This is a genomic window from Peribacillus simplex NBRC 15720 = DSM 1321 (assembly GCF_002243645.1).
Classification (GTDB): domain Bacteria; phylum Bacillota; class Bacilli; order Bacillales; family DSM-1321; genus Peribacillus; species Peribacillus simplex.
Map to the genome: position 1 here is coordinate 424,625 of NZ_CP017704.1, position 12,000 is coordinate 436,624.

At 34.1% G+C, this 12,000-nt stretch carries 12 protein-coding genes and 2 pseudogenes; 6 read left to right on the forward strand and 8 right to left on the reverse strand.

Annotation, left to right across the window (positions count from 1 at the left end; all coding sequences use genetic code 11):
• Positions 1-427: 427 nt before the first annotated feature.
• Together BS1321_RS01925 and BS1321_RS01930 are read right to left on the reverse strand one after the other, a co-directional pair.
• Positions 428-844, reverse strand: a complete 417-nt coding sequence (locus tag BS1321_RS01925) for a hypothetical protein (RefSeq protein ID WP_094246560.1) — start codon at positions 842-844, stop codon at positions 428-430.
• Positions 845-1,016: 172 nt separating this feature from the next.
• A pseudogene (locus BS1321_RS01930) lies at positions 1,017-1,277 on the reverse strand (CPCC family cysteine-rich protein); the annotation flags it as partial.
• A gap of 198 nt (positions 1,278-1,475) precedes the next feature.
• Here BS1321_RS01930 and BS1321_RS01935 point away from each other — a divergent pair.
• The 3 genes from BS1321_RS01935 to BS1321_RS01945 all read left to right on the forward strand — a co-directional run bounded on the left by BS1321_RS01935 (position 1,476) and on the right by BS1321_RS01945 (position 4,310).
• Positions 1,476-2,195 (forward strand): DUF4247 domain-containing protein, encoded by a 720-nt coding sequence (locus BS1321_RS01935; protein ID WP_063236477.1) that lies wholly within the window; start codon positions 1,476-1,478, stop codon positions 2,193-2,195.
• A gap of 17 nt (positions 2,196-2,212) precedes the next feature.
• Complete coding sequence (locus BS1321_RS01940; protein WP_063236478.1) at positions 2,213-2,626, forward strand: DUF350 domain-containing protein; 414 nt, start codon at positions 2,213-2,215, stop codon at positions 2,624-2,626.
• A gap of 136 nt (positions 2,627-2,762) precedes the next feature.
• Positions 2,763-4,310 carry a polyamine aminopropyltransferase gene (locus BS1321_RS01945; protein WP_063236479.1) on the forward strand — a complete coding sequence of 516 codons (1,548 nt, stop codon included), beginning with the start codon at positions 2,763-2,765 and terminating at the stop codon, positions 4,308-4,310.
• 202 nt (positions 4,311-4,512) lie between these two features.
• Here the strand turns inward: BS1321_RS01945 and BS1321_RS01950 are convergent, their stop codons facing one another.
• Positions 4,513-5,052: a GNAT family N-acetyltransferase gene (locus BS1321_RS01950; protein ID WP_063236480.1), complete on the reverse strand. Its 540-nt coding sequence runs from the start codon at positions 5,050-5,052 to the stop codon at positions 4,513-4,515.
• Positions 5,053-5,567: 515 nt separating this feature from the next.
• Between BS1321_RS01950 and BS1321_RS01955 the strand changes: the two genes are divergently transcribed.
• Positions 5,568-6,446: an AbaSI family restriction endonuclease gene (locus BS1321_RS01955; RefSeq protein WP_155726551.1), complete on the forward strand. Its 879-nt coding sequence runs from the start codon at positions 5,568-5,570 to the stop codon at positions 6,444-6,446.
• Positions 6,447-6,636: 190 nt separating this feature from the next.
• Here BS1321_RS01955 and BS1321_RS27280 read toward each other — a convergent pair whose 3' ends face one another.
• From BS1321_RS27280 to BS1321_RS01960, 3 genes are all read right to left on the reverse strand, one after another.
• Complete coding sequence (locus tag BS1321_RS27280; RefSeq protein WP_155726552.1) at positions 6,637-6,807, reverse strand: hypothetical protein; 171 nt, start codon at positions 6,805-6,807, stop codon at positions 6,637-6,639.
• A gap of 263 nt (positions 6,808-7,070) precedes the next feature.
• Positions 7,071-7,232 carry a hypothetical protein gene (locus BS1321_RS27285; RefSeq protein ID WP_155726553.1) on the reverse strand — a complete coding sequence of 54 codons (162 nt, stop codon included), beginning with the start codon at positions 7,230-7,232 and terminating at the stop codon, positions 7,071-7,073.
• A 396-nt stretch (positions 7,233-7,628) separates the two neighbouring features.
• Positions 7,629-8,774: an Ig-like domain-containing protein gene (locus tag BS1321_RS01960; protein ID WP_063236482.1), complete on the reverse strand. Its 1,146-nt coding sequence runs from the start codon at positions 8,772-8,774 to the stop codon at positions 7,629-7,631.
• A 344-nt stretch (positions 8,775-9,118) separates the two neighbouring features.
• On the opposite strand from BS1321_RS01960, the gene htpX reads away from it, so the two are divergent.
• Together htpX and BS1321_RS01970 are read left to right on the forward strand one after the other, a co-directional pair.
• The gene (gene htpX / locus BS1321_RS01965) at positions 9,119-9,991 is read left to right on the forward strand and encodes a protease HtpX (RefSeq protein ID WP_063236483.1); all 873 of its coding nucleotides are present in this window, start codon (positions 9,119-9,121) and stop codon (positions 9,989-9,991) included.
• A gap of 149 nt (positions 9,992-10,140) precedes the next feature.
• Entirely contained in the window at positions 10,141-10,380 is a 240-nt protein-coding gene (locus tag BS1321_RS01970; RefSeq protein ID WP_063236484.1) for a hypothetical protein, read from the forward strand.
• A 104-nt stretch (positions 10,381-10,484) separates the two neighbouring features.
• On the opposite strand, the gene BS1321_RS01975 is transcribed toward BS1321_RS01970, so the two are convergent.
• Positions 10,485-10,952: a hypothetical protein gene (locus BS1321_RS01975; RefSeq protein WP_063236485.1), complete on the reverse strand. Its 468-nt coding sequence runs from the start codon at positions 10,950-10,952 to the stop codon at positions 10,485-10,487.
• A gap of 174 nt (positions 10,953-11,126) precedes the next feature.
• A pseudogene (locus tag BS1321_RS01980) lies at positions 11,127-11,774 on the reverse strand (IS110 family transposase); the annotation flags it as partial.
• Positions 11,775-12,000: the final 226 nt, after the last annotated feature.

Sequence of the window (12,000 nt, forward strand, 5' to 3'; positions counted from 1 at the left end):
TCGTAATTATGGTCTGCTGTATCGAAATTACTGCTATGAGCAAATTGTTGGATGAGCAGGTCATAATACTTATCAACGCAATCGTTCTCTGTAGCCCACCTCAACAATAATTCACTTTCCTCTTTATCTAGTATATGTTGTTCATTAAAACCTTTCTTCAGAAGTATGTTCAGTCCAGTGTATTTCTTTAGTCAAGTAATCGATATGCTTTTCCATGTTTTCTCTTAAAAATTGAGCACGAACTTTGAACTTCATTTTCTATTTGTTTATTTATCAAGCTTTCTAAGACAACTCCTCTTTCTCTGGGTCTTGTCTTATTGGATATCAGTTTAATTTTCACTAAAAAGTCAGCTCCAGAGAGATTTTCCTAGGAGGCTTCTTTTTCTTGTTTTAGTTTAAAGTCGGGTCACCATTTTCTTAGAGTACATTAATTTATTAGCATTTTATCTAATTCACGAACTTTATCATATGACTCCAATAGTTGTTCAGGTATTAATGTTCTCCCATAATCCCAAGCATTAGTTTCTATTTCAGATTTTAGCTTTTCTTTTTCTTCTTCGTGACCATACATTAAAATCCTTAAATCATGTTTGTTTTTCTTAAAATCTAAATAATAACCAATCATACGATAAAGAATAATTTTAACAAAGTTTTCCTCTGTCTCTTTAATTCTAATTTTCCCTTTATAACCGTTAACTTGAAGGTAATTGAATTTTATAGTATTGGTCGATACGTTATAACTCATAGGTGCACTTAGATTATTGTCAAATTCATAAATAATATCCAAATTGTGCTCATTTAATGTGTTATTAATTATCTTTTCGATATCGCTTATATAAAGCATTTAACTATCACTTCCCTTTTAAAGACTTACTTCATTATAGTAGTAGATTAAGTTATTCTTCCTTTATCAATATAATAAACTGCTGAGATAATATTGTGGTCTCTTTTCGTGCCCAATGGAACTAACGCACCTTTTAGTTGATCAACAAAATAATCGATTACTATATGTACCCTTATTCTAACGGTTTCCAATTTGGGTCCTTTATATCGGACTTATTTGGCTTTCTTACATACTGCAAACTTTTTTCACCTTTAGCCCTAAATTTTTTAAAATTTTGTTGTACTTCTCTAAAGGAAACATAATTGGCTCCATCCTCATCTGGATGTTCATATTGGTAACCATCATCTTCCCAAAAACAGATTTCACAAATATCATACGTTCCTGGAGGTTTTTCATCTAATGTTTTATATCCACAGCAAGGACAAGTATATTTTCATACAACCACCTCTGACTTGTTTTTTAAGTTTAACATAATTATTCAACTACGCTGCCCCTTTAGTTCCATAAAAGATACATTACTCTCTCCACTAATCCAATCAATCTATAATTTTTTTTACCATTATTTATTTTTTTAAGATTTTATTATAAGAATATACTATTATATAAAAGACAATAATCAGGGAGGAAAATAATGAAGAAAATCGCCATCATAATTACTTCGTTATCCGTATTTTTAGCTGCTTGTGGAAATCAGCCCTTTATTTCTTCTAATTATCAAGAAATCGACACGATTGAAAATGATTTAGGGGATTATGGGACTGTTTATCAGGCCGAGGGTAAAAGTGTTTCTCAGGTAGCCAGGGAGATTCAAAAGAATGCTCAACCCGATCATTCATCCAAAAAGAGTGAGGACGAGATGTTTCTTCTATACCCAGAAGACTCGCCCGAAGAAGTTGTACATATTATGAAAGATGATGAAAACCCAGATAACACGATTATAGAAGTGGTTGAAGAGGATTTTGCTGAAAATAGCTATGACTTCCCTCTTATGGAAACACTCGGAGTGTTGGGAGTTGCTACTGCTTTATATGGTTGGAATAAGTCAGACTCTAAAACAAAAAAGAAAAGAATAGGTTATAAGGGATATAACAAGGCTTTTCGTAACAAGTCCACTACTAGTATCCCCGCCAATAATGTCTTACCGGATGAAGAAGATGAGGACGACGAATATACTTCAACTGGTTCTTCATCAACGACATCTACTGGTACGAGCTCAAGTAACAGTGGGAATCCACCTACTACGGGTACTTCGTCAAATGGTGAGACAAGCAACGTAAAAAAATCATCGAATTCGGATGGCATTCGTAATGGTGCTGCTGTTCGTGGTGGTGGTCCGGGAACTGGTAAATAACAAGGAGGATATTGGATATGTTTGAAAACATTATAGATGTGCAGGAAGTACTATTAACCTTATATTATTTTGTCGTATTGGGTTTGGTGTCCATTGCTTGTATGTGGATATTCGCAAAACTTACCCCTTACAAAGACTTTGAACTTATACGAAATGGGAATATCGCTGTTGCTATTCAATTTGCTGGAAAGATCTTAGGGATTACACATATTATGAGCGTTGCGGTCAACACAAACGATTCGTTATTGGGTGCAGCTGTATGGGGTATTATTGGATTTATCTTGATGGTAGTCGGTTATTTTATTTTTGAAATCGCTACGCCTAAATTAGATGTTCGAAAAGAAATCGAAAAAGGGAAAGTATCGGTTGGAATCATTGCTGCCTCTATTTCCCTGGCTATATCCTTTATAATATCTGGAGCCATTTCATAAGTATTAAAACCAAAAGAATCTGAATTCTTTCAGATTCTTTTTTCTTTGTTTGGTGTGGAATTATTCTTATTTATTTTTTTGCTATAGATTTTTATCTAAATAATTAATATAGATAAAACATTAAGGAGAGAACATTATGACAGAGAGAGAAAACCACATACAAAAAAGAAGAATCTTTACGTCTTCTGGGATTGTATCGATATGTGGAATTGTGTACCAAGTACTTTATGGAGCAGCTGGTGGCTATCTTTTCGGTGATTCAACAAAATTTTACTGTTTAACAATTGGATTGTTTTTAAGCGGAATGGGAATTGGTGCTATGCATAGTAGCAAATTCCATCGACACTTAATGTCTAAATTCGTTATAACCGAATACTTGATTGCTTTAATCGGTGGCTTTTCCATCTTTTCAGTTTTTTACATACAAGCTAATTTCGGTGATTCAACAGCAAAGGTATTTTTATATGCAATAATTATTATTACCGGTTATCTTACCGGATTAGAATTGCCCTTACTTATTCGTAAATCAGAAGAAATTGATTCGGACTTAAAGGGATCGACTGCGAATGTGTTGGGTTGGGATTATGTAGGTAGCTTAATAGGGACAGTAGCTTTTGCATTTTGGTTAAAACCTACTCTAGGACTCATCAAGGCAGGATTCTTTATCGCCTTTATTAATATTGTGGTAGCCCTCTGGATAAGCTTTGCCTTTAAAAAAGAGATCAAACCAAACTATATAAGACTGATGGGGATTTTATTAACGGTCGTTATTGGACTTGGATTTTTATATGGTGAGAGGTATGCACATACATTAGAACAGAAGCTTTATAGAGACCCTATTGTTTTTTCTAAAGATACTAAATACCAGAAGATTATTATGACGAAAGATACCGGTGATTTACGTTTATACCAAAATGGACAACTCCAATTCGCTGAGTCTGATGAACATAGATATCACGAAGCACTGGTTCATATTCCGATGTCTCTTTCCGACAAAAAAACAAATGTGTTGGTTCTTGGTGGTGGTGATGGATTGGCCACAAGGGAGTTATTAAAGTATAAAGAAATTCAAAAAATCACACTTGTTGACCTGGATCCTGAAATGACCAACCTTTCCAAGGAGAACCCTCATTTGACAAAGTTAAATAAAAACTCATTTCACTCTAAAAAAGTTCATATCATTAATAAAGATGCCTTTAATTATTTAAAGAATGCCGATGACCTATATGATGTAATTCTTGTCGATTTACCTGATCCAAATAACGAATCCTTAAATAAACTCTATACTTGGGAATTCTACAGTTTAGTTAGAAACCACCTAACACCAACAGGCCTTGTTTCTATTCAATCTACTTCCCCTGTATTTGCTACGGCCGCTTTTTGGACGATTAGTAACACTGTGAAATCCACAGGGTTATATGTTGATAATTATCATTTAGATATTCCTTCGTTTGGAAACTGGGGCTTCACACTAGCATCCAGGGAAAAGTTTGATGTTGAAAATATTAAGTTAGAAGTGAAAACAACCTATCTTGCGAATGAAATGATTGCATCCCTCTTTTATTTTGGCAAAGATGAAGATCAAGATATAACCATTAAGGGGAAGCACGTTGATATCCCCGTCAATTCGTTAAATAGACCAGATCTTCTCGACTTATATGAAAACGCTTGGGATTATTATTAAAAAACAAGGCTCTATTAAAGTTCAATGTTGATATTAGGCGTAAAAATAGAACTTCCAATTTAATGGAAGTTCTATTTTAAAATATTTGCTTATTAAACTAACGCCCCGTTACTTTAAGTGTAAATCTTCACAAACTTATTCATCGCAATATATAACTGTTGTTAAATAACGATATCACTGTAATAAAGCATAAAAAATACATCTAAAACTTTAATATGGAGTACACCTTTAAGTCCTTATGTTCCCCTTTAACATACATTACCTTTCTACTTATACCTTCGAAAGACATACCTAACTTTTTCATAACACGCTCTGAACCCTTGTTTTCTAAAAAACATCTCGCCTGTATACGAACTATGTTCATACTGTCGAAACCAAAAGAGGTGATTGCCCTTGCTGCTTCGGTAATTAACCCTTTGCCCCAGTATTCTTTAGATAGAACATATCCAATTTCAGCACTATTGTGTTCTGGCTGCCACCAAACAAAGTGAACTGTTCCAATAAATTTACCATTTTCTTTAAGCTCAATCCCCCATAGAGCATCATATTGAGGTAAAAACGTATTTATAAATTCAATTGTATCTGATAATGAAGATTGAGTATCCCAAGTTACATATCTCGTTACTTCTTCATTCGAAGCATATAAATACATATCTTCTGCATCATCTAATGTGATTTTTCTAAGGATGAGACGTTCTGTTTCTATTTTAGGTACATCACCAAACTTTTCTAAAATATTCATAAATCCACCACTTTACAAAATATTATCGACTGATAATAATCTTATCATTTTTTAAAAATTATGTATTCAATTAACTTGCGAGTTAGTTGAACAAGAAACAAAATAAACACATTGAAATGTTAAAAGAACATGATTGGTTTAATGATGTTTATTACAACCCGAAATACACCAGGCTTTTTAAAAACAATAAGCAAATTCGTAGTTATTTAGGACGAAGTTCTTCAATTCGTAAGATGATTAGAAAAAGGAAAGTCAGTAATTTGCTTATTACGTTGCTTTAAAACCAAGTAAAAAAACAAAAGTAATATACTTTTATTATCTCCTATTTTGTTTTTATCCGGGCGGAATTCTTTCTTAATGACTAATGACTGATATAATATGAATTATATGGCCTATATGAAATTTGTTAGATGGCTGGGTGTCTGACTTCACTATAAGTGCTGATCAGTCACTCTTTTTCTTATGGAATAAAAATATATTTGAAGCAAAAAGCTAGATTAATCAAGGTGGGGGAAATGATGAATGCGAAAAGAGAGTATTTAGTTCGAACATTTTCCAGGACTAAAAGGAAAGATTATGAGAATTATATTTTAAACAGGATTTGGAATCGATTAAATCGGTTAGATTTAAAACCTGTTACTCAACAATATGTGAAACGAGCGGATGGTAAATACGCCTTGCTTGATCTATATTTCCCACAGATTCATTTAGGGGTTGAATGTGACGAAGGGCATCACAAAAGTAACGCACTTAATGATGAAATTCGAACATTGGAGATTGGAAAAATGTTTCAAGCAGTTAAGGAAAATGAAATTAAGATTGAACGAATAGATGCCACCGACTCAATAGAAATGATACATACTAAAATTGAAGAGATCGTTCAACTAATCAATAAACTGGCTTCTAACAGCAAGATACTACCTTGGTCTGAAGACGTAGATTATGCAGCGTTAGCAGTCAAGAAGGGTACATTATCCGTTTATGATGAGTTTACGTTTCGTAAAATTTCAGAGGCGATGCGTTGTCTAGGAAAGAATTATGATAGTCTTCAAAAATCTTATTGGAAGTTTAATGAACGCTATATGATGTGGTTCCCCCAGTTATCTATAGACATTGGACAAGGAAATGTCTCAAATACTCGAGGATGGATTAACCTTTTTAACAAAAATTGGACAGAAATTGAAGAAAAAAGAATGGAAAAGGATTATATTCCGCTCAACCTCCCGGAGGGTAAACCAAGAGATCGAATTACATTTATGAAGGTTAAGGACCCCATTTTTAAAACTAATAAGTATCAATTTGTTGGTATTTTTCAGTGGGATCATATCGAGGGGAATTCGGTATTCTATAAACGAGTCGCCGAAGAAATTGATTTAACCCCCTACAATAAATAAATGGGAATGATAATTGCGTCTCCATTTTAGCAGATAGCTTTAATCAGGGAGGATTTACCTCACTACTTTCTTCTTATTCAACAAAGAGTACGTTGTTAGCGAGTATACAAAAAGGCCTCTAATCGGGGCTTTTTATACGTGTTTTCAACTTTCGTCCATTCAAATACCATATTAAATTAGTGTTGGTTCATTACCAATTTAACCAAACGATAATTCCTAATATGATAATGGGAATGAGAGCCATAAAGATCCCATAAAAAGAAAGTTTAAATTCCTCAGGATTTCCCATAAACGCTCTTTGACCGGCTCTATCCAGGGAAGGTTTTTGTATTTTACTTTGTTCTTCAGTTTTTTTACTCATAACTTACCCCTTTTATAATTTTGTCGACTTCATTGAATTTACGTACCTTTTTACTACTATGTTTCAATCGTTTAGATACTTAAGTCGATATTAACATAAATATCCAAAAATGGTTGGGTTAATTTGTGATTAATACTAAATTAAAGCAGACCGAGGTTAAATTAGAAAGAGGTATATAGTTTAAACCGACATTTTAACTAGCTGCCCCGTTTGTTCCGTAAGAAAAAGGTTGCCGCAGCAGCAACCTTCATTATTGAAGTAAATTATTTTATTATTCCTCCGTGTTTTTTACCTGTCACTGCAAATTGTTCTACTTTCCCGGATTTTTTATCATACTGGTAGTAATATACACTGTCTTTATCGTCTTTAAATACAACAGCTATTTCAAATCTTTTCTTTCCTTTTAGCTTAGCGTTATCAGTCACTTTAATTTCTTCTATGTTGTCTTCAACATAGTTCTCCTCATTGATTAAGTATTTATGGACATCCCATTTTAATTGTTCAGTATTCTAATTCCGCACTTGTAGGTTGTGTGGAAAAATAGAGAATACTTCCCCCTATAATTAAAACGGCCACAATCCCTAAGAATATTAAAATATTTTTCATTTCTTTATATACCTTGCTAATAAGTAAATTCCCCCTATTATTATTACTGCCCAAAACACTAAAGGAGTTATTTGCATTAAGTTTTCCATATTCATTCTCCTTTCTTCATAAAGGTTTTTCTTAAGCTCCTCTAAGATGCCATCGTGGCGAAAATTATTCCAAAACCAATATAAAAAGCCGAGGAGTTAACCTCGACTTGTGTATACTTTTAACCTTTAATGTTTTACCACTGTAATCGTTCTGTTAGAACTAGTATTCCCTGCTTTATCTTTTGCAGTTATAGAAAGTGTAGTTCCTTTTTTCTGTGCTTTAATGTTAACTGAGTAGATACCTTTAGAACTAGCTTTTGCTGAACCAATGGATTTACTTCCTACTTTAACAGTTACAGTTGAGTTTGCTTCAGCTTTCCCTTTTACAACTTTATCGTTATCATCTACTTTATTTACTGTTGGCTTGCTTGGGGCGACAACATCAGCAACAGTTACCGATACACTTGAACTCACATTGCCTGCACTATCTTTAACTGTAACTGTTAATTTAGTTCCTGCTTTTTGAACAGGTATTTTAATAGAGAACGTACCTTTAGATGTTGCTTTTGCTGAACCTAGCACCTTACTTCCATTTTTAACAGTAACAGTAGAACTGGCCTCTGCTTTTCCAGTTAATACTTTGTCATTATTATCAACCTTATAAACAGTTGGCTTAGATGGTTTAACATTGTCTACAAATCCAGTTCCGATAGCGTATATGTCTTCTGTTGTATTATCGTCAATATATTCGTTGTCTAGGTCTATGACACCCACATAGTATGTGCCCTTCTTAGCTTGATACGCTTGTATTTCAACTCCATCCTCATCTTCCTCATAGCCTAAATATTCTAAGTTATTGTTTTCAACAAAATCTTTTTGAACTGCCCCGAATCCCAGATCAATAAAGTATGAGTCCGTAAATCCTGCTACTAACAAAACTCCATCACTAGGAACAACCACTTTATGTAAATCCAAATCATTCATAGGAAGCAACTGACCAATAGATGATTTTTCATAAGAACTATTATCTGCTGAACCAAAGTCGTTATTGGGCTCAATTTCCAAAATAAAATTACTACTGGAAGAACTACTCATTCTACCCATTTTGTTAGAATCTTTAACTGAAACCGATTGAGAATCATTTACTTTTTTTTCAAGTTGATTAAACGTTTTAGAATCAATAATACCTTTTTCAAGAGGCTTTTCCACTTGGCTTTCAAAGGCCTTCCTCGCCAAGCCGTTATCGTTTCCTTCTGCCTTAACCACACCTACAGACAATGATGAAGCAAATAGACCTACAGAAACCAATGACAATATACCTTTTTTACGCACAAAACGCCCCCCTAAATTCGTTATAACGAACTATTTACTCCACTTATATTAATACATAAGTACCTGAATTTCCATAAGTTTCTTTTTTATATTTTTTTACATAAAAATACATTAAAATCCAAACGATTAAGGTTCTCGCTGCGAATTAGGAAGAGAAATGGCGAAGAATAGCAATTGAATTCCCCTATGAAGTTACATAGCCTAAAATTTTTTTTGTTCTTAGTGGTGAGAAGTTTTATTGAAACTTTTTTTTTATTTTTTCGTATATAGCTTTATAATGTTTGTTTCATTATTGATGAACGCCTTATTAAGATAAGGTTCATTATATTTTAGGAGGGGCTTAATTGTTTAAACGGATTTCCTTATTTATTTTCGTTAATATTCTCGTATTGATCACCATTACCACGATCACCACGTTACTAGGCGTAGAAAGTTATATTGGTGGCGGTGGTTACGGTTCCCTACTTGCCTTTAGCGTCATCGCCGGTTTTGCTGGTTCCTTCATTTCTTTGTTAATGTCCCGTAAAATGGCGAAATGGGTTATGGGTGTTCAATTAATTGATGAACATTCCCCGCGTGGCGATCACGAACGCTTTGTATTGGAAGAAACCTACCGATTAGCACATACGGCTGGTTTGAAAGGTATGCCGCAAGTTGGTATTTATCATTCACAAGAGGTCAACGCATTTGCTACTGGACCAAGCAAAAAGCGTTCTTTAGTAGCTGTTTCAAGCGGTATGTTAGAAAGAATGGATCGAAAGGCGATTAGTGGAGTTATTGCACACGAAATAGCACACATTAAGAATGGTGATATGGTTACAACCACACTCTTGCAAGGAATGATAAACACGTTCGTTATTTTCTTCTCCCGTATTGCCTCAAAAATCGTTTCAAGTTTTGTAAGAGAAGAAGTTGCCGGTATTGTTTACTTCGTATCTTCTATAGTTTTCGAGATTCTATTCGGTATTTTAAGCAGTCCCATTATCTTTTGGCATTCAAGAAAACGTGAATTTAAAGCGGACAAATTAGCTGCCGATTTAGGTGGAAAGGCAAATATGATTCACGCTTTAGAATCATTAAGACATACCACGAACTTGGTTGATGACAGCCAAAAGTCTATTGCTGCCTTTAAAATTAGTGGTAAGGGGAAATTTTCCAGACTATTTTCTACACACCCACCATTAGAAAAACGTATTGAACATTTGAAATCACTTTAATAGATAAGACTTCCTACATTTAAACAATGTAGAAAGTCTTTTTTTGTTAGGCTGTTTTCTAAAAGATTGTTGCTCTCAGGATAAAAAACCAACAACCTTCAATATATAGTAAATTATAAGTGGTTCTTATTCAACAAACGGGCAGTTTAATGGAGTTGCATTTTAAACGTTTGTACATAGGAGTTAATTTTGGGGTTGTTAGTACGAAAACACAAAATATCAACATTCAAAAGCTTATGGAAGATTATAATGTATCTGGATTAAGCATTGCTGCAATTAATGGTGGTAACATAAGAAGTACAGAATGCTTTGGTTTACTTGAAGCAGAAACAGATAAAAGTGTGAAAGTAATTCTATATTTAGTGCTTGTTCAATCAGTAAATTTTTAACCTCAATTCTAGTGAACCTGCCCCTTTAGTTCATTAAGAAAAAGGTTGCCGCAGCAACCTTTTATTGAGAAAGCACCTGTTAGTTGAAGGCCTCATATTCTTACTTAGTTTCTCAAATAAACGACACTGTCGCTTCTTTCTACTTGAAAATTTAAATCATCCCTAATATTAAGCATATAACCAGCATCTTTATAATTCTCAGATTCATAAGATATACCATATCCATTATTCTCAGGATAACCATATAAATAGCAGACCACTTTTCCATCGTTCAAAAATACAATCTGATTCATTCCTTCATTTACAGTTTCGCTAATAGTATCCCATTTATAACCTACCGTTTCATATATATCATCTTTCGGGGTATATGGTCCAAAGGAATATACTACATCCCAGTCAAACGGTGTTACATCTAATAAATTTATTGTTTCAACGGATTGTCCAATTGATAACACTTCTTCTTTTAACAACTCTTCGTTTACAACCCATAATTCCTTCTTTAATAGATTTATAACGATAGCTATACATATTATACCGAGAGCAATAATCACTACTGTCTTTTTAGATTTCATAACTGTAACCAACTTGAACAGCAACCTTCCTAACGAAATTATCCACTTCATTATAACAATAATTCCCAAAATAAGTGTTAATTCTTAATGAACTAAACTCCCTCTATAAACATTGATGTATCAACGGTTTGCACCACTCGGTGTATTAGGGGAATTATTTTTTTATTCTACTTTTAAACAGAGTATTGAAATTCTGGTTTTTCCATCGATATCCTGTGGCAACGGAGTCATTTCCAATGTAGCTAGAGCCATCTTTCCAAAAGCCGGAAAGACTTGAGTAAACTCGGGAAAATAACGATCAAGCCAACGAATGATTCGGTTTTTAATACTCGCTAAATCTTCCGTTAACTTTGAACGAAGAGTAGATCCGATACGAAGTTCTGCTTCTACTTCTTTTAATAAACGTGGATAGCTAAAACGCCCATCTTTCAATAAACGAGCGATGACTAATGCATCTTTTTTATCGTTCTTTGTCGGTAAATTATCGTCCAGTTCCTTCGATCGTTTGACATGCATTGGATTCACCATGACTAGTGGTATGCCGTAATGATCTAAGAAATTAGCTAAGTTCATCCAGTAGTGGCCTGTTGGCTCAATTCCAACAATTACTTCTGTTTTCTTAGCTTCCTTCATCGTTTGACGAATCTTTTCATACAGGTGTTCAAAGCCCTCTTTTGATTGATGTACTGCGAAGGCTTACTCTATCACGCGCCCTCGTTCATCAACAAAACAAGCGTAATGAACACGCTTGGCAATATCCATACCAACAACGAGTGTATTTTCAGTAACTTGATTAATTTTTTCATTCCATTTAAACTGCATAGAGAAGTCCTCCTTGTTTGATGCTGAGTCAATGGTCGTTGACACTCATGCATCATACAAGAGGGCTCTTTTTCTTTCAAGACTTCGAACATCCTTCTAACAGGAATGCTGCCCCGTTAGCAAAATGTGAGCAAATCACTATAGTTGATCTAAAGGCATCCAGTAAGACAAAATAAAAAAGGCCCAAATCCCTGTTATATCAAGGATTTGAGCCTTTGGTAGTTGA